This window comes from Streptomyces sp. YPW6 (assembly GCF_018866325.1).
Classification (GTDB): domain Bacteria; phylum Actinomycetota; class Actinomycetes; order Streptomycetales; family Streptomycetaceae; genus Streptomyces.
The window spans coordinates 6,698,305-6,723,698 of the sequence record NZ_CP076457.1; the positions used below are offsets into that span (position 1 = coordinate 6,698,305).

The window sequence follows — 25,394 nt, forward strand, 5'->3', positions numbered from 1 at the left end:
CCGCCCCGTCGCGCGGCCGACGGGCCTATCGCACCCTCCCGGGCCGTTCACCCCGCCCCGGCCCGGGAAGGTACGGTAGCCCTCCCAGCAGCGCCAGTTGCAGTGACGAGACGGAGTGGCACCGGATGCAGCACGCAGTGGGGGCCCCGCTGCCGCCCCACGGACCCGGTAGCGGGCACGTCGGCCGGCCGTACCAGGCCCAGCACCCCGGCCACCCCGGCCCGCCTCCGATATCCCCGCCGCCCCCGGGCCCCGGCCGGACACAGCCCTCGCCCCCGTCGGCTCCCCACCAGGCCCCGCCGCCCCCGGCCCCCGGCCAGGCTCCTCCCGGCCACGCCCAGCCGTCGCCCGGCCCCGGGCAGGCCCGGGACCCGGCTGGAGCGGCACCGGCCCCACGCCCCCGCCCGGGAGGCCGCCGGGCACACCGGTCACGTCCAGCTGCCCCCGGGCGGCCCCGTGCCGCTGCCCGCCCCTCCCGCCGAGCCCGGCACCGGCGGCGCCACGCTCGCCGTGCTGCTCATCGGCCCGGCCGGAGCGGGCAAGACCACCGTCGCCAAGCTCTGGGCCGCCCGCCGCAGGGTGCCCACCGCCCACGTCTCCCTCGACGACGTCCGCGAATGGGTCCGCTCCGGCTTCGCCGACCCGCAGGCCGGCTGGAACGACCACTCCGAGGCCCAGTACCGCCTGGCCCGCCGCACCTGCGGCTTCGCCGCCCGCAACTTCCTCGCCAACGGCATATCCTGCATCCTCGACGACGCCGTCTTCCCCGACCGCCCGGTCGTCGGCCTCGGCGGCTGGAAGCGCCATGTGGGGCCCGGCCTGCTGCCCGTGGTCCTGCTGCCCGGCCTGGAGATCGTCCTGGAGCGCAACGCGGAGCGCAGCGGCAACCGCCGCCTCTCCGACGAGGAGGTCGCCCGTATCCACGGCCGGATGGCCGGCTGGTACGGCTCCGGCCTCCCGATCATCGACAACTCCACCTACGACGTCGAGACCACCGCCCGCGTCCTGGACGACGTGCTGGCCCGCTCCATCGCGAGCCCGCCCGCCTGGTAGCGGGAGTGCCCCGCCCCCCGGTCGGATGCGCCGGCCGGGCGGGCCACCGCGGCCGCTCGTACGCTCGAACCATGTCAGAGGTGCACGCTGCCCGACGCGGGCTGCTCCGCGACCGGTGTGCCGCCGCGGGCTCCGCGGCCGCCCTGGTCTCCCGCCCCGCCAACGTCCGCTATCTCGCGGGCGGAGCGCCCCCCGGCGCCGTGCTGCTGCTCGGCCCCGGCGAGGACGTTCTGCTCTGCCCCCGCGCCCCGGCCGGTGAAGGCGCCCACGGGCGGCCCGACGAAGCGCTGCGGATCGACCTCCTGCCCGTCCCCGACGAGGACCCGGTGGTCGCCGCCGCCGGTCTCGCCGCCGCCACGGGCGCCCAGCGGCTCGCCGTCGAGGAGCACGACCTGACCGTGGCCCGGCACCGGGCCATGGAGAAGGCCGCCCCGCGGCTGAAACTGGCCGATCTGGGCCACACCGTGGAGCAGCAGCGGATCGTCAAGGACGAGGAGGAGATCGGCTGCCTCCGGATCGCCGCCGAGATCACCGACCAGGCCCTCGGTGAACTCCTCGAATCGATCCTGGTCGGCCGCACCGAGCGCCACCTCTCCCTGGAACTGGAGCGCCGCCTCGTCGACCACGGCGCGGACGGCCCCGCCTTCGCCACCTCCGTGGCCACCGGACCCAACTCCGGCCAGGGACGCCACCAGCCCTCCGACCGGAGGGTGGAGGAGGGAGATTTCCTCTCCGTGCGCCTCGGTGCGCGCTATCGCGGCTACCGGTGCGAGATCGGGCGTACGTTCGTCATCGGCACCGCCCCCGCCGAGTGGCAGATCGAGTTGTACGACCTCGTTTTCGCCGCTCAGCGGGCAGGCAGGGAGGCCCTCGCACCCGGTGTCGCCTACCGGGACGTGGACCGTGCGGCGCGGCATCCGCTGGAGTCCGCGGGGTACGGGGAGGGCCTTCCGGCGAGGACCGGGCACGGTGTGGGGCTCGAAATCGAGGAGGACCCGCAACTGGCACCGGCAGCCATGGGTAAACTGGACGCTTGTGTGCCGGTCACCGTCGGACCGGGGGTCCACCTCCCGGGCCGGGGCGGTGTCCGGATCGATGACACGCTCGTCGTGCGCCCCGAGGCGGACGGCGGACCCGAGCTACTCACCATGACGACCAAGGAGCTGCTCGCGCTCTAGCGCGGATCCTTGGCCGTTCCACCAGCTTCAGTCCAGGAGATTCCGCAACCGTGGCTTCCACGAACGACCTCAAGAACGGCATGGTGCTCAAGCTCGACGGAGGCCAGCTCTGGTCCGTCGTCGAGTTCCAGCACGTCAAGCCCGGCAAGGGCCCTGCCTTCGTGCGCACCAAGCTCAAGAACGTGCTCTCCGGGAAGGTCGTCGACAAGACGTTCAACGCCGGCGTGAAGGTCGAGACGGCCACCATTGACCGCCGCGACATGCAGTTCTCGTACATGGACGGCGAGTACTTCGTCTTCATGGACATGGACACGTACGACCAGCTCATGGTCGACCGCAAGGCCGTCGGCGACGCCGCCAACTTCATGATCGAGGGCTTCACCGCCTCCGTCGCCCAGTACGAGGGCGAGGTGCTCTACGTCGAGCTGCCCGCCGCCGTCGAGCTGACGATCCAGCACACCGACCCGGGCGTCCAGGGCGACCGCTCCACCGGCGGCACCAAGCCCGCCACGCTGGAGACCGGTTACGAGATCGGCGTGCCGCTCTTCATCACCACCGGCGAGAAGATCAAGGTCGACACCCGCTCGGGCGACTACCTCGGCCGGGTGAACAGCTAACCGTGGCCGCCCGGAACAAGGCCCGCAAGCGCGCCTTCCAGATTCTCTTCGAGGCCGACCAGCGCGGTGAGCCCGTGCGGACCGTCCTCGCGGACTGGGTACGGCACGCGCGGACCGACGACCGTCAGCCGCCGGTCGGTGAGTTCACGATGGAGCTGGTCGAGGGGTACGCGCAGTACGCGGACCGGATCGACGACCTCATCGTCACCTACGCCGTGGACTGGGAGATCGACCGTATGCCGGTCGTCGACCGCAACATCCTGCGGCTCGGTGCGTACGAGCTGATCTGGATGGACGAGACCCCGGACGCCGTGGTGATCGACGAGGCCGTCCAGCTCGCCAAGGAGTTCTCCACCGATGACTCCCCGTCCTTCGTGAACGGCCTGCTGGCCCGTTTCAAGGACCTCAAGCCGAATCTCCGCCGGGAGCAGTAGCCCCGGCGGCCGCGATGCGGCCGCACACCGCGAAGGGCCCACGGCCGACTGCCGTGGGCCCTTCGGCGCACCCGGGGCCGTGCGGAGCAGACGCACCCGGGGTCATGCGGACCGGACGCGCGCCCGAGCCGTGCGGACGCGTGGGCACGCAGAACGCCGGGTGGGCGGGAACCCGAAGGTCCCCGCCCACCCGGCGGCACGTTTCTGCTGTGGGGTCCGGCCCCGCTCGCTCAGCCCTCGTCGTGGGAGACGGCGCGGCGCGCGTCGGCGTCCAGCACACCCCAGCTGATGAGCTGCTCCGTCAGCACGGACGGCGACTGGTCGTAGATCACGGCCAGCGTGCGCAGGTCGTCCTGGCGGATCGAGAGCACCTTGCCGTTGTAGTCGCCGCGCTGGCTCTGGATGGTCGCCGCGTAGCGCTGGAGCGGACCGGCCTTCTCCGGCGGGACGTGGGCGAGGCGCTCCAGGTCCAGGACGAGCTTCGGCGGCGGCTCGGCGGCACCGCCCGGCGTCGTGCCGGGCAGCAGCTCCTGCACGGGGACCCCGTAGAAGTCCGCCAGCTCGGCGAGGCGCTGCACGGTCACGGCACGGTCGCCGCGCTCGTACGAACCGACCACGACGGCCTTCCAGCGGCCCTGCGACTTCTCCTCCACGCCGTGGAGGGAGAGGCCCTGCTGGGTGCGGATGGCACGGAGTTTGGCCCCGAGCTGTTTTGCGTATTCGCTGGACATATGGCTCCCCGGACGCTGGAACAGTGTGCGGCTCCGCCGCGTGGCTGGTAACTCACTGTGAGGTTACGCAGCGTTACTTGGCTGCGTCAAGCCGAATGGTCCGGACCGGCGCCTCCCGGGGGTGGGTCCAGGGCCGGGCGCAAGCCCTGGTAGCGTGGATGACGCAAATTCGACGTCCTTTAACGATCCGTCCCGTGAGGCGGAGAAGGAGGTCCGTTTCTTATGGACGCACAGCACGACGCCACCGGCAACGCGGCGCGCCCCGTTCTCGAGGCCCCCGACATCGCCCGTGTGCTGACCCGTATCGCCCACGAGATCGTCGAACGCGCCAAGGGCGCCGACGACGTGGTGCTGCTCGGCATCCCGACCCGGGGCGTGTTCCTCGCCCGTCGGCTCGCCGACAAACTCGAACAGATCACCGGCCGGAAGACGCCGGTCGGATCGCTCGACATCACCATGTACCGCGACGACCTGCGGCTGCGCCCGGCGCGCGCCCTGGCCCGCACCGAGATCCCCGGCGAGGGGATCGAGGGCAGCCTGGTCGTCCTGGTCGACGACGTGCTCTTCTCCGGCCGCACGATCCGCGCCGCCCTCGACGCGCTCGGCGACATCGGCCGCCCCCGCGCGGTGCAGCTCGCGGTCCTCGTCGACCGCGGCCACCGGGAACTGCCCATCCGCGCGGACTACGTCGGCAAGAACCTCCCCACGTCGCTGCGGGAGACGGTCAAGGTCCAGCTCGCGGAGGAGGACGGCCGCGACGCCGTACTGCTCGGCGTCCAGCAGGCCGCCCCCGCGGACGCGCAGTAGCCCGGAACCCTCCCGTACGCCCTCATCGGGGACGTACGGCGCCCTTCCGCGCGCCCGCATGCCTGAAACCTCCCTCCAGCCACCCGGAGAACCCCAGATGAAGCGTCACCTCATCTCGGCCGCCGACCTCACCCGCGACGACGCCGTCCTGATCCTCGACACCGCCGAGGAGATGGCCCGGGTCGCGGACCGGCCGATCAAGAAGCTCCCCACCCTGCGCGGCCGTACCGTCGTCAACCTCTTCTTCGAGGACTCGACCCGGACCCGCATCTCCTTCGAGGCGGCCGCCAAGCGGCTGTCCGCCGACGTCATCAACTTCTCCGCCAAGGGCTCCTCCGTCTCCAAGGGCGAGTCCCTCAAGGACACCGCGCTCACCCTGGAGGCGATGGGCGCCGACGCCGTCGTCATCCGGCACGGCGCCTCCGGCGCCCCCTACCGGCTCGCCACCTCCGGCTGGATCGACGGGGCCGTGGTCAACGCCGGGGACGGCACCCACGAGCACCCCACCCAGGCCCTGCTGGACGCCTTCACGATGCGCCGCCGGCTCGTCGGCCCCGACGCCGGGCTCGGCCGCGACCTGGACGGCCGCCGCATCACGATCGTCGGCGACATCCTGCACAGCCGTGTCGCCCGCTCCAACGTCCATCTGCTCACCACGCTCGGCGCGCACGTCACCCTGGTGGCCCCGCCCACCCTCGTCCCCGTGGGCGTCGAGCAGTGGCCCTGCGACGTCAGCTACAGCCTCGACGACGTGCTGGCGAAGTCCGACGCGGTCATGATGCTGCGTGTGCAGCGCGAACGGATGAACGCCGCCTACTTCCCGACCGAGCGCGAGTACTCCCGCCGCTACGGCCTGGACGGCGAGCGGATGGCGAAGATGCCCGAGCACGCCGTCGTCATGCACCCCGGCCCGATGGTCCGCGGCATGGAGATCACCGCCGAGGTCGCCGACTCCGACCGCTGCACGGTCGTCGAGCAGGTCGCCAACGGGGTCTCCATCCGCATGGCCGTGCTCTACCTGCTGCTCGGCGGCTCCGACACCGCGCTGTCCGCCGCCCCCGCCCGTACCGAGGAGAACAAGTGACCATGAGCAAGATCATCATCCGCGGTGCGCGGATCCTCGGCGGCGAGCCCGGGGACGTCCTGATCGACGGCGAGACCATCGCCGAGGTGGGCACCGGCCTCGACGCCGACGGCGCCACCGTGATCGAGGCCGAGGGGCAGATCCTGCTGCCCGGCCTGGTCGACCTGCACACCCATCTGCGCGAGCCCGGCCGCGAGGACTCCGAGACCGTCCTCACCGGCACCAAGGCCGCGGCCGTCGGCGGCTTCACCGCCGTGCACGCCATGGCCAACACCTTCCCGGTCGCCGACACCGCCGGCGTCGTCGAGCAGGTCTGGCGGCTCGGCAAGGAGTCCGGCTACTGCGACGTGCAGCCCGTCGGCGCCGTCACCGTCGGTCTGGAGGGCAAGAAGCTCGCCGAACTCGGCGCCATGCACGACTCCGCCGCCGGGGTGAAGGTCTTCTCCGACGACGGCAAGTGCGTCGACGACGCCGTGATCATGCGCCGCGCCCTGGAGTACGTGAAGGCCTTCGACGGCGTCGTCGCCCAGCACGCCCAGGAACCCCGCCTCACCGAGGGCGCCCAGATGAACGAGGGCATCGTCTCGGCCGAGCTGGGACTCGGCGGCTGGCCCGCCGTCGCCGAGGAGTCGATCATCGCGCGCGACGTCCTCCTCGCCGCCCACGTCGGCTCCCGCGTCCACATCTGCCACCTCTCCACCGCGGGCTCCGTGGAGATCGTCCGCTGGGCCAAGTCCAAGGGCTGGAACGTCACCGCCGAGGTCACCCCGCACCACCTCCTTCTCACCGACGAGCTGGTCCGCACCTACAACCCGGTCTACAAGGTGAACCCGCCGCTGCGCACCGAGGCCGACGTCCTGGCCCTGCGCGAGGCCCTGGCCGACGGCACGATCGACTGCGTCGCCACCGACCACGCCCCGCACCCGCACGAGGACAAGGACTGCGAGTGGGCCGCGGCCGCCATGGGCATGGTGGGCCTGGAGACCGCGCTCTCGGTCGTCCAGCAGACGATGGTGGACACCGGTCTGATCGACTGGGCGGGCGTCGCCGACCGCATGTCGTTCCGCCCCGCCGCCATCGGCCGGCTCGACGGACACGGCCGTCCCGTCTCGGCGGGTGAGCCCGCCAACCTCACTCTGGTCGATCCGGCATACCGTGGAGCCGTGGACCCCGCGGGCTTCGCGTCCCGCAGCCGCAACACCCCCTACGAGGGCCGCGAGCTGCCGGGCCGCGTCACCCACACCTTCCTGCGGGGCCGTGCCACGGTCGTCGACGGGAAGCTCGCGTGACAACTCTGACCCCCCTGTACCACCTCGCCGCCGAGCAGAAGTCGGCGGAAGTGACGGACTGGGCCGCCCGCATCGCCTGGGTGATCGGCCTGTTCGTCTTCATCGCCCTCGTCTACTGGCTGATGCGCCAGGGCTGGAAGTGGCGCGCCGGCCTCCAGTCGGACCTGCCGGAGCTCCGGGCCACCCCCGAGGACTTCGCCGACGACGAGACGCTGCTGACGCTCCAGGGGCGCTACCACGCCTCCACCACCGCGGGGCAGTGGCTCGACCGGATCGTCGCCCACGGCCTCGGCACCCGCAGCCGTACCGAGCTGACGCTCACGGCCCGCGGCCTGGACGTCGTACGCCCCGGGGCGGCCGACTTCTTCATCCCGGCCGGCGCCCTGCGCGAGGCCCGCCTCGACAAGGCGCTCGCGGGCAAGGTCCTCCCCGAGGGCGGCCTGCTGATCATCACCTGGGCGCACGGGGAGAAGCTGATCGACTCCGGCTTCCGCTCCGACCGCGCCGCCGAGCACCAGGCCTGGGTCGACGCCGTCAACCGGCTCACCGGCACCCCGGCCGCCACCGAACTCACCAGCACCACGACGGAAGGCACCGCACGATGACCCTCTCCACCCGGGGGGCACAGACCCCCGCCGTACTCGTCCTGGAGGACGGCCGCGCCTTCCGCGGCCGCGCCTACGGGGCCGTGGGGGAGACCTTCGGCGAAGCGGTGTTCTCCACCGGCATGACCGGCTACCAGGAAACGCTCACCGACCCCTCGTACCACCGCCAGGTCGTCGTCATGACGGCCCCGCACGTCGGCAACACCGGCGTCAACGACGAGGACCCCGAGTCCGGCCGCATCTGGGTCTCCGGCTACGTCGTCCGCGACCCCGCCCGCAAGCCCTCCAACTGGCGCTCGCAGCGCTCGCTGGACGAGGAGCTGGCCGCCCAGGGCGTCGTCGGCATCAGCGGCGTCGACACCCGCGCCCTCACCCGCCACCTGCGCGAGCGCGGCGCGATGCGCGTCGGGATCTTCTCCGGCGAGGCGATTCCCGACGAGGACACCCTGCTCGCCAAGGTCCGCCAGGCCCCCGAGATGACCGGCGCCGACCTCTCCACCGAGGTGGCGACCAAGGAGGCCTACGTCGTCCCCGCGATCGGCACGAAGAAGTTCACCGTCGCCGCGATCGACCTCGGGATCAAGGGCATGACCCCGCACCGGATGGCCGAACGCGGCATCGAGGTGCACGTCCTGCCCGCGACCGCCACCCTGGAAGAGGTGTACGCGGTCCAGCCCGACGGCGTCTTCTTCTCCAACGGCCCCGGCGACCCGTCGACCGCCGACCACCCGGTCTCCCTCATGCGCGGCGTGCTGGAACGGTCCACCCCGCTCTTCGGCATCTGCTTCGGCAACCAGATCCTCGGCCGCGCGCTCGGCTTCGGCACGTACAAGCTGAAGTACGGCCACCGCGGCATCAACCAGCCGGTGCAGGACCGCACCACCGGCAAGGTCGAGGTCACCGCGCACAACCACGGCTTCGCCGTCGACGCCCCCCTCGACCAGGTCTCCGACACCGCGTACGGCCGCGCCGAGGTTTCCCACGTCTGCCTGAACGACCAGGTCGTCGAGGGGCTCCAGCTCCTGGACCGGCCCGCGTTCAGCGTCCAGTACCACCCCGAGGCGGCCGCCGGCCCGCACGACGCCGCGTACCTCTTCGACCGCTTCGTTTCCCTGATGGAGGGCCAGCGTGCCTAAGCGCTCCGATATCCAGTCCGTCCTGGTCATCGGCTCCGGTCCGATCGTCATCGGCCAGGCCGCCGAGTTCGACTACTCCGGCACCCAGGCCTGCCGCGTCCTCAAGGCCGAGGGCCTGCGCGTCATCCTGGTGAACTCCAACCCGGCGACGATCATGACCGACCCGGAGATCGCCGACGCCACCTACGTCGAGCCGATCACCCCCGAGTTCGTCGAGAAGATCATCGCCAAGGAGCGCCCCGACGCGCTCCTGCCCACCCTCGGCGGCCAGACCGCACTGAACACCGCGATCTCCATGCACGAGAACGGTGTCCTGGAGAAGTACGGCGTCGAGCTCATCGGCGCCAACGTCGAGGCGATCAACAAGGGCGAGGACCGCGACCTCTTCAAGGGCGTCGTGGAAGCCGTCAAGGAGAAGATCGGCTACGGCGAGTCCGCCCGCTCCGTGATCTGCCACTCCATGGACGACGTCCTCGCCGGCGTCGACACCCTCGGCGGCTACCCCGTCGTCGTCCGCCCCTCCTTCACCATGGGCGGCGCCGGCTCCGGCTTCGCCCATGACGAGGAGGAACTGCGCCGCATCGCCGGCCAGGGCCTGACGCTCTCCCCGACCACCGAGGTGCTCCTGGAGGAGTCCATCCTCGGCTGGAAGGAGTACGAGCTGGAGCTGATGCGCGACCGCAACGACAACGTCGTGGTCGTCTGCTCCATCGAGAACTTCGACCCGATGGGCGTCCACACCGGCGACTCGATCACCGTCGCCCCGGCGATGACGCTCACCGACCGCGAGTACCAGCGGCTGCGCGACATCGGCATCGCGATCATCCGCGAGGTCGGCGTCGACACCGGCGGCTGCAACATCCAGTTCGCCATCGACCCCACCGACGGCCGGGTCATCGTCATCGAGATGAACCCGCGCGTCTCCCGCTCCTCGGCGCTCGCCTCCAAGGCCACCGGCTTCCCGATCGCCAAGATCGCCGCCAAGCTGGCCGTGGGCTACACCCTGGACGAGATCCCCAACGACATCACCGAGAAGACGCCGGCGTCCTTCGAGCCGACCCTCGACTACGTCGTGGTCAAGGCCCCCCGCTTCGCCTTCGAGAAGTTCCCGTCCGCCGACGCCACCCTCACCACCACCATGAAGTCGGTGGGCGAGGCCATGGCGATCGGCCGGAACTTCACCGAGGCCCTCCAGAAGGCCCTGCGCTCGCTGGAGAAGAAGGGCTCGCAGTTCGCCTTCACCGGCCCGGTCGGCGACAAGGCCGAACTCCTCGCGGAAGCGGTCCGCCCGACCGACGGCCGCATCAACACCGTGATGCAGGCGATCCGCGCCGGAGCCACCCAGGAGGAGGTCTTCGACGCCACGAAGATCGACCCCTGGTTCGTCGACCAGCTCTTCCTGATCAAGGAGATCGCCGACGAGCTGGCCGCCGCCGAACGCCTGGACGCCGACCTGATCGCCGAGGCCAAGCGGCACGGCTTCTCCGACGCCCAGATCGGCGGGATCCGCGGGCTGCGCGAGGACGTCGTCCGCGAGGTCCGGCACGCGCTCGGCATCCGCCCGGTCTACAAGACGGTCGACACCTGCGCCGCCGAGTTCGCCGCGAAGACGCCGTACTTCTACTCCTCCTACGACGAGGAGAGCGAGGTCGCGCCCCGGACCAAGCCGGCCGTGATCATCCTCGGCTCGGGCCCCAACCGCATCGGCCAGGGCATCGAGTTCGACTACTCCTGTGTGCACGCCTCCTTCGCCCTGAGCGACGCGGGCTTCGAGACCGTCATGGTCAACTGCAACCCGGAGACCGTCTCCACCGACTACGACACCTCCGACCGGCTCTACTTCGAGCCGCTCACCCTGGAGGACGTCCTGGAGATCGTGCACGCCGAATCGCTGGCGGGCCCGATCGCCGGTGTGGTCGTCCAGCTCGGCGGCCAGACCCCGCTCGGCCTGTCGCAGGCGCTCAAGGACAACGGCGTGCCCGTCGTCGGCACCTCCCCGGAGGCGATCCACGCCGCCGAGGACCGCGGCGCCTTCGGCCGGGTCCTCGCCGAGGCCGGACTGCCCGCGCCCAAGCACGGCACCGCCACCACCTTCGGCGAGGCCAAGGCCATCGCCGACGAGATCGGCTACCCCGTCCTCGTACGGCCGTCCTACGTCCTCGGCGGCCGCGGCATGGAGATCGTGTACGACGAGACGCGCCTCGCCGCCTACATCGCCGAGTCCACCGAGATCAGCCCCTCCCGGCCGGTCCTGGTCGACCGCTTCCTCGACGACGCCATCGAGATCGACGTGGACGCCCTCTACGACGGCCACGAGCTCTACCTCGGCGGCGTCATGGAGCACATCGAGGAGGCCGGCATCCACTCCGGCGACTCGGCCTGCGCCCTGCCCCCGATCACGCTCGGCGGCTTCGACATCAAGCGGCTGCGCGCCTCCACCGAGGGCATCGCCAAGGGCGTCGGCGTGCTCGGACTGATCAACATCCAGTTCGCGCTCTCCGGTGACATCCTCTACGTCCTGGAAGCCAACCCCCGCGCCTCCCGCACGGTCCCCTTCACCTCGAAGGCGACCGCCGTCCCGCTCGCCAAGGCCGCGGCCCGCATCTCGCTGGGCGCGACCATCGCCGAGCTGCGCGAGGAGGGCCTGCTGCCGAAGACCGGCGACGGCGGCACGCTGCCGCTGGACGCGCCGATCTCGGTCAAGGAGGCCGTGATGCCGTGGTCGCGCTTCCGCGACATCCACGGCCGGGGCGTCGACACGGTCCTCGGCCCGGAGATGCGCTCCACCGGTGAGGTCATGGGCATCGACTCGGTCTTCGGCACGGCGTACGCCAAGTCGCAGGCCGGCGCGTACGGCCCGCTGCCCACCAAGGGCCGCGCGTTCATCTCGGTCGCCAACCGGGACAAGCGCTCGATGATCTTCCCGGCCCGCGAGCTCGTCGCCCACGGCTTCGAGCTGATGGCCACCTCCGGCACCGCCGAGGTCCTCAAGCGCAACGGCATCAACGCCACGATCGTGCGCAAGCAGTCCGAGGGCCCCGGCCCGAACGGCGAGAAGACGATCGTCCAGCACATCCACGACGGCGAGGTCGACCTCATCGTCAACACGCCGTACGGCACCGGCGGCCGCCTCGACGGCTACGACATCCGCACCGCGGCCGTCTCCCGCGGCGTGCCGTGCCTGACCACGGTCCAGGCGCTCGCCGCCGCCGTCCAGGGCATCGACGCCCTCAACCACGGCGACGTGGGCGTCCGTTCGCTCCAGGAACACGCCGAGCATCTGACAGCGGCCCGCGACTAGCGGCCGGAAGAGGGGGACACCGAAGCGGTGTCCCCCTCTTTGCGAGCCCCGTCGCGCCCACCGAGCCCCAAGGACCTCTTTCCATGTACAAGCTCTTCTTCCGGCTGGTCTTCACGCGGATGGACCCCGAGCGGGCCCACTACGCCGCCTTCCGGTGGATCCGCCTCGCCGCCCGGATCCCCGTCCTGCGCACCTTCGCCGCCGCCGCCCTCGCCCCCCGCTACAAGGAGCTGCGCACCGAGGCGCTCGGCCTGCGGATGCACGGCCCCTTCGGCCTCGCCGCGGGATTCGACAAGAACGCCGTCGCGATCGACGGCATGGCGATGCTCGGCTTCGACCACATCGAGATCGGCACCGTCACCGGCGAACCGCAGCCCGGCAACCCCAAGAAGCGCCTTTTCCGGCTCGTCGCCGACCGCGCGCTGATCAACCGCATGGGCTTCAACAACGAGGGCTCCGCCGCCGTCGCCGCCCGTCTCGCCGCCCGCACCCCCGTCTTCCGCACCACGGTCGGCGTCAACATCGGCAAGACCAAGGTCGTCCCCGAGGCCGAGGCCGCCGCCGACTACGTGAAGTCCACCGAGGCCCTCGCCGCCCACGCCGACTACCTGGTCGTCAACGTCTCCTCGCCCAACACGCCCGGCCTGCGCAACCTCCAGGCCACCGAGTCGCTGCGCCCGCTGCTCACCGCCGTACGCGAGGCCGCCGACCGCACCGTCACCACCCGGCGCGTCCCGCTGCTCGTCAAGATCGCCCCGGACCTCGCGGACGAGGACGTCGACGCCGTCGCCGACCTCGCCGTGGAGCTGGGCCTGGACGGCATCATCGCCACCAACACCACCATCGCCCGCGAGGGCCTGGGCCTGACGTCGGGACCCGAACTGCTGGGGGAGACCGGCGGACTCTCCGGCGCCCCCCTCAAGGAACGCTCGCTGGAGGTCCTGAGCCGCCTGTACGCGCGGGTGGGGGACCGGATCACCCTGGTGGGCGTCGGAGGCGTCGAGAACGCCGAGGACGCCTGGCAGCGCATCCTCGCCGGGGCCACCCTCGTCCAGGGCTACAGCGCCTTCATCTACGAGGGCCCCTTCTACGCCCGCGCGATCCACCGGGGGCTCGCCGCCCGGCTGGCCGCCTCCCCGTACGCCACCCTCGCCGAGGCCGTCGGCGCCGAGACCCGGAAGAAGGCCGCCCTGTGACCCCCCTCGAACCCTTCGGCGCCCGCCTGCGCCACGCCATGGACACCCGCGGGCCGCTCTGCGTCGGCATCGACCCGCACGCCTCCCTGCTCACCTCCTGGGGCCTGGACGACGACATCGCGGGCCTGGAGCGCTTCACCCGGACCGTCGTGGAGGCGCTGGCCGACCGGGTCGCCGTGCTCAAGCCGCAGTCCGCGTTCTTCGAGCGGTTCGGCTCGCGCGGCATCGCCGTTCTGGAGAAGGCCGTCGAGGAGGCCCGCGCCGCCGGCGCCCTCGTCCTGATGGACGCCAAGCGCGGCGACATCGGGTCCACCATGGGCGCCTACGCGGCGACCTATCTGGACAAGGACTCCCCGCTCTTCTCCGACGCGGTCACGGTCTCCCCGTACCTGGGCTTCGGCTCGCTGCGCCCGGCGCTGGACGCCGCCGCCGTCTCGGGCGCGGGCGTCTTCGTCCTCGCCCTCACCTCCAACCCGGAGGGCGCCGAGGTCCAGCGGGCCACGGCCGCCGACGGCCGCTCGCTCGCCCGGCTGATGCTCGACCACATCGCCGCCGAGAACGCGGGGGCGGCCCCGCTCGGCTCGGTCGGCGCGGTGGTCGGCGCGACGCTCGGCGACGCGGGGGTGGACCTGGCGGTCAACGGGCCGCTGCTGGCGCCGGGCATCGGCGCCCAGGGGGCGACCCCGGCGGATCTCGTGACGGTCTTCGGGGACGCGGTGGGCAACGTGGTGCCCAGCGTCAGCCGGGGCGTGCTGCGCCACGGCCCGGACGCGTCCGGGCTGCGCGAAGCGGCCGAACGGTTCGCGGACGAGGTCCGCCGCGCGGTCTCCGGCAGTTGACCCTGACACGTTTACAGCGTGTTGACGAAATACTGACCAGAAACCTGGTCGATATGTCGGGAAAATCCTGGTCGGCCACAGCTGACCAGGACTTTTCGTCTGTTCTCGCTGACTACAGCGGCCCTTGGCGCTAGTCTCCGTCGAAGAGCGGCCGAGCACAGCGTGTCCGGCTCTCACCTGGTGGGGAGGCGTCCGGCTTCCCCGCCGGTCCGTATCCGACAGATCGACATCCGAGGTGACGTAGGCGTGGCTCTTCCGCCCCTTACCCCTGAACAGCGCGCAGCCGCGCTCGAAAAGGCCGCCGCGGCTCGCCGGGAGCGGGCCGAGGTCAAGAATCGACTGAAGCACTCCGGCGCCTCCCTCCACGAGGTCATCAAGCAGGGCCAGGAGAACGACGTCATCGGGAAGATGAAGGTCTCCGCCCTGCTGGAATCCCTGCCGGGCGTCGGCAAGGTCCGCGCCAAGCAGATCATGGAGCGTCTCGGCATCTCCGAGAGCCGCCGGGTCAGGGGTCTTGGCTCCAACCAGATCGCATCCCTGGAGCGTGAGTTCGGCGGCAGCGCCGCCTGACGTTCTCAGGCACCCCTGAGAACCTGGATAATCGCTCCATGGCTGCAACATCCCGGGGGACGTCCCCCGTACCCCCGGACGTACGTCCGCGGCTGACCGTGCTCTCCGGCCCCTCCGGGGTCGGCAAGAGCACGGTCGTCGCCCATATGCGCTCCGTGCACCCCGAGGTCTGGCTCTCCGTGTCGGCGACGACGCGCAAGCCGCGCCCCGGGGAGCGCAACGGCGTCCACTACTTCTTCGTGGACGACGAGGAGTTCGACAAGCTCATCGCCAACGGCGAGCTGCTGGAGTGGGCCGAGTTCGCGGGCAACCGCTACGGCACCCCCCGCCGGGCCGTGCTGGACCGCCTGGAGGCGGGCGAGCCGGTCCTGCTGGAGATCGATCTCCAGGGCGCCCGGCTGGTCCGCCAGTCGATGGACGACGCGCGCCTGGTCTTCCTGGCCCCGCCGAGCTGGGAGGAGCTGGTGCGCCGGCTCACCGGCCGGGGCACCGAGGCCCCCGAGGTCATCGAGCGCCGGCTCGCCGCCGCCAGGGTCGAGCTGGCCGCCGAGGCGGAGTTCGATACGACGCTCGTCAACACCTCCGTCGAGGATGTGGCACGCGAGCTGCTAGCCTTGATGCTTCAGGCCTAGATTCCGGCAGTCGTCACGATCGCCCGGATCTTTGATCTACACCCCCTTCGGAAGGCAGAGAGTGTCCTCTTCCATCACCACGCCCGAGGGCATCATCAACCCGCCGATTGATGAGCTCCTCGAGGCCACCGACTCGAAGTACAGCCTGGTGATCTACGCGGCCAAGCGCGCCCGTCAGATCAACGCGTACTACTCGCAGCTCGGTGAAGGCCTCCTCGAGTACGTCGGTCCGCTCGTCGACACCCACGTGCACGAGAAGCCGCTGTCGATCGCGCTCCGCGAGATCAACGCGGGCCTGCTGACCTCCGAGGCCATCGAAGGCCCCGCGCAGTAACGCAGCGGCACCGCAGCATCCTCACCCCAGGCCCGGCGGCCCGTCCGCCGGGCCTGGGGCGTGTCCGGGCCCGGATGAACGCGCCGCGCGCGGTGAGGCAGCATGGGACGCACATGTTGCCGTTACGGTGCCGAGTGCGGGGAGACGCAGTGGACAAGCCGAAGGTGGTCCTGGGGGTCAGCGGGGGCATCGCCGCCTACAAGGCGTGCGAGCTGCTGCGCCGGCTGACCGAGTCGGGCCACGACGTACGGGTCGTCCCGACCGCCGCGTCGCTGCACTTCGTGGGGGCGGCCACCTGGTCGGCGCTCTCCGGCCACCCGGTCTCCGACGAGGTCTGGCAGGACGTGCACGAGGTTCCGCACGTGCGGATCGGGCAGGAGGCCGACCTCGTGGTGGTCGCTCCGGCCACCGCCGACATGCTGGCCAAGGCCGCCCACGGGCTCGCCGACGACCTGCTCACCAACACGCTCCTGACCGCCCGCTGCCCGGTGGTCTTCGCCCCCGCCATGCACACCGAGATGTGGGAGCACCCGGCCACCCAGGAGAACGTCGCCACCCTGCGCCGCCGGGGCGCCGTCGTCATCGAGCCGGCCGTGGGGCGGCTCACCGGGGTCGACACCGGCAAGGGCCGGCTGCCCGACCCCGGCGAGATCTTCGAGGTCTGCCGCCGGGTGCTGGCGCGCGGTGTTCCGGAGCCCGACCTCGCGGGCCGCCATGTGGTCATCAGTGCCGGAGGTACCCGCGAGCCGCTCGACCCGGTGCGCTTCCTGGGCAACCGCTCCTCCGGCAAGCAGGGGTACGCACTGGCCCGTACCGCCGTGGCCCGGGGGGCCCGGGTCACCCTGATCGAGACCGGTACCGGGCTGCCCGACCCGGCCGGGGCCGACGTGCTGCGGGTCGGCACGGCCGTCCAGCTCCGCGAGGCCGTGGTGAAGGCCGCCGCCGACGCGGACGCCGTGGTGATGGCCGCCGCCGTGGCCGACTTCCGCCCCTCCGAGTACGCCGCCGGCAAGATCAAGAAGAAGGACGGCGAGGAGGCGCCCGCGCTCACCCTGGTCCGCAACCCCGACATCCTCGCCGAGGTCGCGGGGGAGCGGGCCCGGCCCGGCCAGATCGTCGTCGGATTCGCCGCCGAGACCGACGACGTGCTGGCCAACGGCCGCGCCAAGCTCCGCCGCAAGGGCTGCGACCTTCTCGTGGTCAACGAGGTGGGGGAGCACAAGACCTTCGGCTCGGAGGAGAACGAGGCGGTCGTCCTCGCTGCCGACGGCCAGGAGACTCCGGTGCCGTACGGCCCGAAGGAAGCACTCGCCGACACGGTCTGGGATCTGGTTTCCGCCAGGTTTCCGTCGCCGTCCACGTCAGCCCTTCGGCCGAGCGAAATCGCCCCATAACGCGGAAAACGGCGGCCGAGCGGGGTGAATTGTCCTACTGGGGCTCTGTGTGGCGCACCTCACGAACCTCCCAAAGGGCGAGACACCTGGCCCGGTCGCCGGAAGTGACCGATAAACTGGCCGACGGTACGCGCCGAGCGCAGCTCTCGGACGGACCACCCATGATCAGCCAGCAGCCGCTGCAACCCCAGGGAGCGATGTGTCCCGCCGTCTTTTCACCTCGGAATCCGTCACCGAGGGTCACCCCGACAAGATCGCTGACCAGATCAGCGACACGATTCTCGACGCGCTCCTGCGGGAGGACCCCTCCTCGCGGGTCGCCGTCGAGACCTTGATCACCACCGGTTTGGTGCATGTCGCGGGCGAGGTCACCACCAAGGCCTACGCCGACATCCCCAACCTCGTGCGCAACAAGGTTCTGGAGATCGGCTACGACTCCTCCAAGAAGGGCTTCGACGGTGCTTCCTGCGGCGTCTCGGTGTCGATCGGCGCCCAGTCGCCGGACATCGCGCAGGGCGTCGACACCGCGTACGAGAAGCGGGTCGAGGGTGACGAGGACGAGCTCGACAAGCAGGGCGCGGGCGACCAGGGCCTGATGTTCGGCTACGCCTGCGACGAGACCCCCGAGCTCATGCCGCTCCCGATCCACATCGCGCACCGCCTCTCCCGGCGGCTGTCCGAGGTGCGCAAGAACGGGACCATCCCCTACCTGCGCCCCGACGGCAAGACCCAGGTCACCATCGAGTACGACGGCGACAAGGCGGTCCGGCTGGACACGGTGGTCGTCTCCTCGCAGCACGCCTCGGACATCGACCTGGACTCGCTGCTCGCGCCCGACATCCGCGAGTTCGTCGTCGAGCACGTGCTCGCGCAGCTCGTCGAGGACGGCATCAAGCTGGACACCGACGGCTACCGCCTGCTGGTGAACCCGACCGGCCGCTTCGAGATCGGCGGCCCGATGGGCGACGCCGGCCTCACCGGCCGCAAGATCATCATCGACACCTACGGCGGCATGGCCCGCCACGGCGGCGGCGCCTTCTCCGGCAAGGACCCGTCCAAGGTCGACCGCTCCGCGGCGTACGCGATGCGCTGGGTCGCCAAGAACGTCGTGGCCGCCGGTCTCGCCGCCCGCTGCGAGGTCCAGGTCGCGTACGCGATCGGCAAGGCCGAGCCGGTCGGTCTCTTCGTCGAGACCTTCGGCACCGCCGCAGTCGACACCGAGAAGATCGAGCACGCGATCGGCGAGGTCTTCGACCTCCGCCCGGCCGCGATCATCCGGGACCTCGACCTGCTCCGCCCGATCTACGCCCAGACCGCCGCGTACGGCCACTTCGGCCGCGAGCTGCCGGACTTCACCTGGGAGCGCACGGACCGCGTGGAAGCCCTGCGCGCGGCAGCGGGTCTGTAAGGACCCGGCCGGCACCGGCGGACAGTGACGGCGGGGCCCGGACACCGAACAGGGTGTCCGGGCCCCGCCGCCGTGTCTCCGCGCCGCTCCGTGCCCTGCGGGACTGTCCGTGGCCTCTGGTAGGAATGCAGCTGTGAGCAGCGAGAACGAGCAGTCCGCCGACCCCGGTGCCGGGGCCCCGGAGCAGCTTGCGCTGATCCGGGAGACCGTGCGCCGGGCCAAGGTGCCGCGTGCCAAGCCGCGGACCTGGCGCGGCGCGCCCCTCGCCGAGCGGCTGCCCGTCGCCCGCGTCCTGGTCAACAAGGGCGTTCTCCACCTCGACCAGTACTTCGACTACGCGGTGCCCCGGGAGCTGGACGCCGACGCGCAGCCGGGCGTCCGGGTCCGGGTCCGGTTCGGAGCCGGCGGGCGCAACGTCCAGGGAGGGCGGCGCGAGGGCGGCGGTCTGATCGACGGCTTCATCGTCGAGCGCCGTGCCGAATCCGACTACCGGGGCGCGCTGGCCGCCCTCGCCTCCGTCGTCTCCCCGGAGCCGGTCCTCGGGCCCGAGCTGCTCGCCCTCTGCCGCGCCGTCGCCGACCGGTACGCGGGCAGCCTCGCGGACGTGCTCCAGCTCGCCGTCCCGCCCCGCAACGGCCGCGCCGAGGCCAAGCCCTCCCCGGACCCGCTGCCGCCGCCTCCGCCCCCGGAGACGGGCACCTGGGAGCGGTACGCCCAGGGCCCCGCCTTCCTGCGCGCGCTGGCCGAGGGCGGCGCCCCGCGCGCCGTGTGGACCGCCCTGCCCGGACCGCACTGGCCCGCGGAGATCGCCAAAGCCGTGGCGGCGACGCTCTCCTCCGGGCGCGGCGCCCTCGTCGTCGTCCCGGACGGGCGCTCCGCGGCACGGGTCGACGCGGCCCTCACCGAGACGCTCGGCGCGGGGCGGCACGCCCTGCTGACCGCCGAATCCGGTCCCGAGAAGCGCTACCGCCAGTGGCTCGCGGTCCGCCGGGGCTCGGTGCGGGCGGTCGTGGGCACCCGGGCCGCCATGTTCGCCCCCGTCCGCGACCTCGGGCTCGTGGTCGTCTGGGACGACGGCGACTCCAGCCACAGCGACGACAACGCCCCTTTCCCGCATGTCCGCGAGGTCCTGGAGCTGCGGGCGGCCCAGGGACGCTGCGGCTTCCTGCTCGGCGGCACCAGCTGCACGGTCGAGGCCGCCCAGCTCGTGGAGAGCGGCTGGGCGCTGCCGCTTCTCGCGGACCGCGAGCGGCTGCGCCGGGCCGCGCCCCTCGTCCGTACGGTCGGGGACGGCGAGCTGGCCCGGGACGGGGCCGCCCGCTCCGCCCGGCTGCCCAGCCTCGCCTGGGGGGCGGTGCGCGACGGTCTGCGCACGGGACCGGTGCTGATCCAGGTCCCCCGGCGGGGTTACGCCCCCCGCCTCGCCTGCGAACGCTGCCGCACCCCCGCCCGCTGCCAGCACTGCGCGGGTCCCCTGGAGGCGCCGGACCAGCAGGATCTGGACTGCGCCTGGTGCGGCCAGGCCGAGCGGGCCTGGAACTGCGCGGAGTGCGGCTCCACCAGGCTGCGCGCCCGGATCGTCGGCGCCCGCCGCACCGCGGAGGAGCTGGGCCGGGCCTTTCCCGCCGTGCCCGTCCGCACCTCCGGGCGCGACCACATCCTCGACGCGGTCCCCGACGCCCCGGCCCTGGTCGTCTCCACGCCCGGCGCGGAGCCCGTCGCCGAGGGCGGGTACGCGGCGGCCCTGCTGCTGGACGGCTGGGCCATGCTCGGGCGGCCCGATCTGCGGGCGGGGGAGGAAGCGCTGCGCCGGTGGCTGGCGGCGTCGGCGCTGGTGCGGGGGCAGGAGGACGGCGGCACGGTGGTGGTGGTGGCCGAGCCGACGGAGCGCGCGGTCCAGGCGCTGGTCCGCTGGGATCCGGCGGGGTTCGCCCGGCGGGAGCTGGCGGAGCGGGCCGAGCTGGGCTTCCCGCCGGTCTCCCGGATGGCCTCGGTGGCCGGCCCGCCCGAGGCCCTGGCCGCGTTCCTGCGGACCGCGGAGCTGCCCCCGGAGGCCGAGATCCTGGGACCGGTGCCGGTCCCTTCGGCCGGGCTCGGCAGGGCCCGCAGGCCGGGCGACGCGCCGCCGGGGGAGACCTGGGAGCGGGTCCTGATCCGGGTCGTCCCGGGGCGTGGCGCGGTGCTCGCCCGCGCGGTGAAGACGGCACTCGCGGCCCGGACGGCCAAGGGCGCGAGCGATCCCCTGCGCATCAGGATCGACCCGCCCGACATCGGCTGAGGGTGCCGCCGGAGTCCCGCGGGCCGAGCCCTCGGGGCAGCGCTCCACGGCGCTGACCCGGGCGGGCCCCGGACTCGGGCGGGCCCCGGACTCGGGCGGGCCCCCGGGCACAAGGGGCTCCGGACAGAGGACTGCCCCGCCGTGCGACCGGCACGGAGGGGCAGAAGGGCGGCGTGCGGTCAGCCGTTGCGCGGGCCCGGGAACGCGCCGGGGCGCAGCTCCTCACGGGCCGGCTGCGGGGCCGCCGACGGCTGCGGCGGCATCGAGCGGGCCGCCGGGACCGAGGGCACCGGGGAGCCGGACCCCTTGGCGGCGGAGCCGGTGCCGACGGAGACGGGGCGCGGCACGGCGGTGTTCTCGCCGCCCGTCTCGGCGGCGGGCTGCGGGGTGGCGCGGCGCGTTCCATAACGGCGGTGGACGGCCTGCTTGGTGACGCCGAGGGCGGAGCCCACCGCGTCCCAGGAGAAGCCCAGCGAGCGGTCGAAGTCCACCGCCGCGGTCACCAGGGTCTCGACGCTGTCCCGCAGTTCCTGGGCGAGGCGGACAGTGGGGGCCGGGGCCCTGCCGTAGACGACGAAGCCCGCGGAAGGGCCGGAGCGGCGCGGACGGTAGACGTTGCCCAGCTGGGCGGTGAGGGTGCGCAGCGCGTCCACCTGCCGCCTGACCCGCTCGATGTCCCGCACCAGAAGATGCAGACTGGCCCGCGCTTGGGCGTCGTGCGTTGCGTGGTCGGCCATGAAGAAGCCTCTCGAACCGGCGTTGAAAGGGATCGGGCCGCAATCGGGGCGGCCCGCTTCGGTCAATCTCCTTTGACCAACGCCCGAGCCGGGTATGTGGTCACGCTATCGGGGCGTATGTGCATATGCACGGGGCGCGCGCGGCGCGCGTACGCCCCCGGGTCGCCGCCCCCGCGCCAGAGGGCCGCCGCCCCCGCCACCGGGGAGCGGCCGGGCCCGGTCCGGCCCGAGACCCTAGACTGGTGTGCTGCTCGTCACCGTACGTCTTGGCCCGAGAGGCAGTCAGCCACCCATGAAGCTCGTCTTCGCCGGCACCCCCGAAGTCGCCGTCCCCGCCCTGGACGCCCTGATCGCCTCCGGCCGCCATGAGGTGGCCGCCGTCGTGACCCGTCCCGACGCCCCCGCCGGGCGGGGCCGCCGACTCGTCGCGAGCCCGGTGGCCGAGCGGGCTCAGGAGGCCGGGATCGAGGTGCTCAAGCCCGCGAAGCCCCGGGACGAGGAGTTCCTCGCCCGGCTGCGCGAGATCGCCCCGGACTGCTGCCCGGTCGTCGCCTACGGCGCCCTGCTGCCCAAGGCCGCCCTGGACGTGCCCGCCCGGGGCTGGGTCAACCTGCACTTCTCCCTGCTGCCCGCCTGGCGGGGGGCCGCCCCCGTGCAGCACTCGCTGATGGCGGGGGACGAGGTCACCGGTGCGTCGACGTTCCTGATCGAGGAAGGGCTGGACTCCGGCCCGGTCTACGGCGTTCTCACCGAGGAGATCCGCCCGACCGACACCAGCGGCGACCTGCTCACCCGGCTCGCGTTCGCCGGGGCCGGGCTCCTGGCCGCCACCATGGACGGCATCGAGGACGGCACACTGCACGCCGTGCCCCAGCCGCGCGAGGGCGTCACCCTGGCCCCGAAGATCACCGTCGAGGACGCCCAGGTCCAGTGGTCCGCGCCCGCTCTGCGGGTGGACCGGGTGGTGCGCGGCTGCACCCCGGCCCCCGGCGCCTGGACCCTGTTCCGCGGCGAGCGTCTCAAGCTGATCCAGGCGACCCCCGTCCTGGACCGCACGGACCTGGCCCCCGGCGAGCTGTCGGCCGCCAAGAACAACGTGTACGCCGGCACCGGATCGCACGCCGTCGAGCTGCTCTGGGTCCAGCCGCAGGGCAAGAAGCCGATGCGGGCGGCCGACTGGGCGCGCGGTGTCCGGATCGCCCACGGCGAGCTGCTGGGCCTGTAGGGGCTCGCGGACCCGGCGCGGAGCCGGGGGACGCCGCGGGCCCCGGGACGACCTCCGCGGCGGGCCCGGAGCCCGGTCCCGGGCCGCCGGTCGGGAGGCCGCGGACGGCGTCGTACGCTGGGAGGGTTCGCCCCTCTCACCGTCAGCGGAGCACCTTTCACGTGAACGACCAGCCGCGTCGCCGTCCCGCCAAGCCCCACCGCCGGCCCAAGAAGGACCCGGTCCGCTTCCTCGCCTTCGAGGCGCTGCGGGCCGTCGACGAACGGGACGCGTACGCCAACCTCGTGCTGCCCCCGCTGCTGAAGAAGGCCCGCGCCAAGGGCGACTTCGACGGCCGGGACGCGGCGCTGGCGACCGAGCTGGTCTACGGGACGCTGCGCCGCCAGGGCACGTACGACGCGATCGTGGCGGCCTGCATCGACCGGCCGCTGCGCGAGGTCGACCCGCCGGTCCTGGACGTCCTGAACATGGGCGTCCACCAGCTGCTCGGCACCCGCATCCCCACCCACGCGGCCGTCTCCGCCAGCGTGGAGCTGGCCCGGGTGGTGCTGGGGGAGGGGCGTGCGAAGTTCGTCAACGCGGTGCTGCGCAAGGTCACCGCGCACGACCTCGACGGCTGGGTGGAGAGGGTCGCCCCGCCGTACGAGGAGGACGCCGAGGACCACCTCGCCGTCGTCCACTCCCACCCCCGCTGGATCGTCTCCGCCCTCTGGGACGCGCTGGGCGGCGGCCGGGCGGGCATCGAGGACCTGCTGGAGGCGGACAACGAGCGGCCCGAGGTGACCCTGGTCGCCCGCCCCGGCCGCTCCACCACCGAGGAGCTGGTCAAGGACCTGGGCGAGGACAACTCCCTGCCCGGCCGCTGGTCCCCGTACGCCGTGCGGATGGCCGAGGGCGGCGAGCCCGGCGCGCTGGAGGCCGTCCGGGAGAGCCGGGCGGGCGTCCAGGACGAGGGCAGCCAGTTGGTCGCCGCCGCCCTGGCCGCCGTCCCCGTCGAGGGCCGCGACACCCGCTGGCTGGACGGCTGCGCGGGCCCCGGCGGCAAGGCCGCCCTGCTCGCGGCGCTGGCCGCCGAGCGCGGCGCGACCCTGCTCGCCGCCGAGAAGCAGCCGCACCGCGCCCGGCTGGTCGAGCGGGCGCTCGCCGGCAACCCCGGCCCGTACCAGGTGATCACCGCCGACGGCACCCGCCCGCCGTGGCGGCCCGGCGCCTTCGACCGCGTCCTGATGGACGTGCCCTGCTCCGGCCTCGGAGCGCTGCGCCGCCGCCCGGAGTCCCGCTGGCGGCGCCGCGCCGAGGACCTGGAGGCCTTCGCCCCGCTCCAACGCGGCCTGCTGCGTGAGGCGTTGAAGGCCGTACGGGTCGGCGGCACGGTCGGTTACGCGACCTGCTCGCCGCATCTCGCGGAGACCCGGGTGGTCGTCGAGGACGTGCTCAGGGGCAGGGGAGGGGACCGGGTCGAGGCGGAGTGGATCGACGCCCGCCCGCTGATGCCCGGGGTGCCCGCCCTGGGCGAGGGGCCCGACGTCCAGCTCTGGCCGCATCTGCACGGCACGGACGCGATGTATCTGGCTCTGCTGCGCCGGACCGGCTGAATATCACCGCGTCAGGACCGCTGTCCGTACGGCAAAAGAACAGTAAAGCGCTGGCAAAATGCCCAGAATGTGCGGACTGTGAGGGCCGTGTGAGGCTTCGGAGGGGATCGAGGAGGGGAACCGGGCGCAGACGTGGCAGGCTTGGGTCATGGCGCAGATCAACCCCAGCATCCTGTCCGCCGATTTCGCCCGTCTCGCCGAGGAGGCGAAGGCCGTCGAGGGCGCGGACTGGCTCCATGTCGATGTCATGGACAACCACTTCGTGCCCAACCTGACCCTCGGCATGCCGATCGTCGAGGCGCTGAGCAAAGCGACGGACACTCCGCTGGACTGCCACCTCATGATCGAGGACGCGGACCGCTGGGCTCCCGGTTACGTGGAGGCCGGCGCCGGGTCCGTCACCTTCCACGCCGAGGCCGCCGCGGCGCCGGTGCGCCTCGCGCGGGAGATCAGGGCGAAGGGCGCGCGCGCCTCCATGGCGCTCAAGCCCGCGACCCCCATCGAGCCGTACGAGGACCTGCTCCCCGAGCTGGACATGCTGCTGATCATGACGGTCGAGCCGGGCTTCGGCGGCCAGTCCTTCCTGGACATCATGCTGCCGAAGATCCGCCGCACCCGGGAGCTGATCAGCAAGCACGGTCTCGAACTGTGGCTCCAGGTCGACGGCGGGGTCTCGGCCACCACCATCGAGCGCTGCGCCGAGGCCGGAGCCGACGTCTTCGTGGCCGGTTCCGCGGTCTACGGGGCGGCGGACCCGGCGACGGCGGTGCGGGACCTGCGGGCCCTGGCGGACGTGGCGACGGCCGCGGCCCCCTGGGCGTGCGACCACTGAACCAAGGGCAGATGAACGCGGTCCGACAGGGCCGATCAAGGATCGCCGGATCTGACAGGATGAACGGCGTATCGGGCGTTGAACAGCAGTGAGGAGATCGCGGTGTCTGGCATCTCGGC

22 protein-coding genes and 1 pseudogene are annotated in these 25,394 nt (G+C 72.5%); 21 read left to right on the top strand and 2 right to left on the bottom strand.

All coding sequences use genetic code 11. The annotated features are described in order from the left end of the window. The first annotated feature begins 125 nt into the window (after positions 1-125). From KME66_RS29450 to nusB, 4 genes and pseudogenes are all read left to right on the top strand, one after another. Positions 126-1,053: pseudogene (locus tag KME66_RS29450) on the top strand (AAA family ATPase). A gap of 71 nt (positions 1,054-1,124) precedes the next feature. After that, positions 1,125-2,231, top strand: coding sequence for a M24 family metallopeptidase (locus KME66_RS29455; RefSeq protein ID WP_216327823.1), 1,107 nt, complete (start codon positions 1,125-1,127; stop codon positions 2,229-2,231). 50 nt (positions 2,232-2,281) lie between these two features. Next, on the top strand, positions 2,282-2,848 hold the full coding sequence (gene efp, locus KME66_RS29460) for an elongation factor P (protein ID WP_073222485.1): 567 nt from the start codon (positions 2,282-2,284) through the stop codon (positions 2,846-2,848). Positions 2,849-2,850: 2 nt separating this feature from the next. After that, a complete protein-coding gene (gene nusB / locus KME66_RS29465; protein ID WP_073222488.1) occupies positions 2,851-3,282 on the top strand; it encodes a transcription antitermination factor NusB in 432 nt (143 codons plus the stop codon). 230 nt (positions 3,283-3,512) lie between these two features. Here the strand turns inward: nusB and bldD are convergent, their stop codons facing one another. Further along, complete coding sequence (bldD, locus tag KME66_RS29470) at positions 3,513-4,013, bottom strand: transcriptional regulator BldD (RefSeq protein ID WP_003970358.1); 501 nt, start codon at positions 4,011-4,013, stop codon at positions 3,513-3,515. A 222-nt stretch (positions 4,014-4,235) separates the two neighbouring features. Between bldD and pyrR the strand changes: the two genes are divergently transcribed. The 14 genes from pyrR (at position 4,236) to KME66_RS29540 (ending at position 20,886) form a co-directional block, all read left to right on the top strand. Next, the gene (gene pyrR / locus KME66_RS29475; protein ID WP_073222491.1) at positions 4,236-4,820 is read left to right on the top strand and encodes a bifunctional pyr operon transcriptional regulator/uracil phosphoribosyltransferase PyrR; all 585 of its coding nucleotides are present in this window, start codon (positions 4,236-4,238) and stop codon (positions 4,818-4,820) included. A 97-nt stretch (positions 4,821-4,917) separates the two neighbouring features. Then, positions 4,918-5,904, top strand: coding sequence for an aspartate carbamoyltransferase catalytic subunit (locus KME66_RS29480; RefSeq protein ID WP_006123178.1), 987 nt, complete (start codon positions 4,918-4,920; stop codon positions 5,902-5,904). A 2-nt stretch (positions 5,905-5,906) separates the two neighbouring features. Beyond that, entirely contained in the window at positions 5,907-7,193 is a 1,287-nt protein-coding gene (locus KME66_RS29485; protein ID WP_216327826.1) for a dihydroorotase, read from the top strand. Further along, positions 7,190-7,798, top strand: a complete 609-nt coding sequence (locus tag KME66_RS29490) for a hypothetical protein (RefSeq protein ID WP_216327831.1) — start codon at positions 7,190-7,192, stop codon at positions 7,796-7,798. The genes KME66_RS29485 and KME66_RS29490 overlap by 4 nt, the downstream gene beginning before the upstream one ends. Then, complete coding sequence (gene carA / locus KME66_RS29495) at positions 7,795-8,934, top strand: glutamine-hydrolyzing carbamoyl-phosphate synthase small subunit (RefSeq protein WP_073222499.1); 1,140 nt, start codon at positions 7,795-7,797, stop codon at positions 8,932-8,934. The genes KME66_RS29490 and carA overlap by 4 nt, the downstream gene beginning before the upstream one ends. Next, a complete protein-coding gene (carB, locus tag KME66_RS29500) occupies positions 8,927-12,235 on the top strand; it encodes a carbamoyl-phosphate synthase large subunit (RefSeq protein ID WP_216327848.1) in 3,309 nt (1,102 codons plus the stop codon). Before carA ends, carB begins: the two co-directional genes overlap by 8 nt. Positions 12,236-12,318: 83 nt before the next feature. Beyond that, a complete protein-coding gene (locus KME66_RS29505; RefSeq protein ID WP_073222504.1) occupies positions 12,319-13,431 on the top strand; it encodes a quinone-dependent dihydroorotate dehydrogenase in 1,113 nt (370 codons plus the stop codon). After that, positions 13,428-14,270 (top strand): orotidine-5'-phosphate decarboxylase, encoded by an 843-nt coding sequence (gene pyrF / locus KME66_RS29510; protein ID WP_073222506.1) that lies wholly within the window; start codon positions 13,428-13,430, stop codon positions 14,268-14,270. Before KME66_RS29505 ends, pyrF begins: the two co-directional genes overlap by 4 nt. A gap of 246 nt (positions 14,271-14,516) precedes the next feature. After that, positions 14,517-14,840: an integration host factor gene (locus KME66_RS29515; protein ID WP_014157387.1), complete on the top strand. Its 324-nt coding sequence runs from the start codon at positions 14,517-14,519 to the stop codon at positions 14,838-14,840. Positions 14,841-14,878: 38 nt separating this feature from the next. Beyond that, positions 14,879-15,472: a guanylate kinase gene (gene gmk, locus KME66_RS29520; protein ID WP_216327851.1), complete on the top strand. Its 594-nt coding sequence runs from the start codon at positions 14,879-14,881 to the stop codon at positions 15,470-15,472. Between the two features lie 61 nt (positions 15,473-15,533). Beyond that, entirely contained in the window at positions 15,534-15,806 is a 273-nt protein-coding gene (gene rpoZ, locus KME66_RS29525) for a DNA-directed RNA polymerase subunit omega (RefSeq protein WP_003970369.1), read from the top strand. A gap of 149 nt (positions 15,807-15,955) precedes the next feature. Then, positions 15,956-17,200: a bifunctional phosphopantothenoylcysteine decarboxylase/phosphopantothenate--cysteine ligase CoaBC gene (gene coaBC, locus KME66_RS29530; RefSeq protein ID WP_216327855.1), complete on the top strand. Its 1,245-nt coding sequence runs from the start codon at positions 15,956-15,958 to the stop codon at positions 17,198-17,200. 199 nt (positions 17,201-17,399) lie between these two features. Then, positions 17,400-18,608 carry a methionine adenosyltransferase gene (gene metK, locus KME66_RS29535; protein WP_073222513.1) on the top strand — a complete coding sequence of 403 codons (1,209 nt, stop codon included), beginning with the start codon at positions 17,400-17,402 and terminating at the stop codon, positions 18,606-18,608. Positions 18,609-18,741: 133 nt separating this feature from the next. Continuing rightward, the gene (locus tag KME66_RS29540; protein ID WP_216327858.1) at positions 18,742-20,886 is read left to right on the top strand and encodes a primosomal protein N'; all 2,145 of its coding nucleotides are present in this window, start codon (positions 18,742-18,744) and stop codon (positions 20,884-20,886) included. A gap of 179 nt (positions 20,887-21,065) precedes the next feature. Here the strand turns inward: KME66_RS29540 and KME66_RS29545 are convergent, their stop codons facing one another. Further along, positions 21,066-21,623 carry a hypothetical protein gene (locus KME66_RS29545; RefSeq protein ID WP_073222640.1) on the bottom strand — a complete coding sequence of 186 codons (558 nt, stop codon included), beginning with the start codon at positions 21,621-21,623 and terminating at the stop codon, positions 21,066-21,068. Positions 21,624-21,915: 292 nt separating this feature from the next. On the opposite strand from KME66_RS29545, the gene fmt reads away from it, so the two are divergent. The 3 genes from fmt (at position 21,916) to rpe (ending at position 25,275) form a co-directional block, all read left to right on the top strand. Beyond that, positions 21,916-22,848, top strand: a complete 933-nt coding sequence (gene fmt / locus KME66_RS29550) for a methionyl-tRNA formyltransferase (protein ID WP_216327861.1) — start codon at positions 21,916-21,918, stop codon at positions 22,846-22,848. A gap of 161 nt (positions 22,849-23,009) precedes the next feature. Beyond that, entirely contained in the window at positions 23,010-24,443 is a 1,434-nt protein-coding gene (locus KME66_RS29555) for a transcription antitermination factor NusB (RefSeq protein ID WP_216327864.1), read from the top strand. 148 nt (positions 24,444-24,591) lie between these two features. Further along, entirely contained in the window at positions 24,592-25,275 is a 684-nt protein-coding gene (rpe, locus tag KME66_RS29560; protein ID WP_216327867.1) for a ribulose-phosphate 3-epimerase, read from the top strand. Positions 25,276-25,394 lie beyond the last annotated feature (119 nt).

Coding starts and splice junctions, on each gene's coding strand:
- rpe (WP_216327867.1), top strand. CDS start 24,592: ATGGCGCAGATCAACCCCAGCATCCTGTCCGCCGATTTCGCCCGTCTC.
- bldD (WP_003970358.1), bottom strand. CDS start 4,013: ATGTCCAGCGAATACGCAAAACAGCTCGGGGCCAAACTCCGTGCCATC.
- carA (WP_073222499.1), top strand. CDS start 7,795: ATGACCCTCTCCACCCGGGGGGCACAGACCCCCGCCGTACTCGTCCTG.
- pyrR (WP_073222491.1), top strand. CDS start 4,236: ATGGACGCACAGCACGACGCCACCGGCAACGCGGCGCGCCCCGTTCTC.
- KME66_RS29545 (WP_073222640.1), bottom strand. CDS start 21,623: ATGGCCGACCACGCAACGCACGACGCCCAAGCGCGGGCCAGTCTGCAT.
- fmt (WP_216327861.1), top strand. CDS start 21,916: ATGAAGCTCGTCTTCGCCGGCACCCCCGAAGTCGCCGTCCCCGCCCTG.
- KME66_RS29505 (WP_073222504.1), top strand. CDS start 12,319: ATGTACAAGCTCTTCTTCCGGCTGGTCTTCACGCGGATGGACCCCGAG.
- KME66_RS29485 (WP_216327826.1), top strand. CDS start 5,907: ATGAGCAAGATCATCATCCGCGGTGCGCGGATCCTCGGCGGCGAGCCC.
- KME66_RS29455 (WP_216327823.1), top strand. CDS start 1,125: ATGTCAGAGGTGCACGCTGCCCGACGCGGGCTGCTCCGCGACCGGTGT.
- KME66_RS29480 (WP_006123178.1), top strand. CDS start 4,918: ATGAAGCGTCACCTCATCTCGGCCGCCGACCTCACCCGCGACGACGCC.
- gmk (WP_216327851.1), top strand. CDS start 14,879: ATGGCTGCAACATCCCGGGGGACGTCCCCCGTACCCCCGGACGTACGT.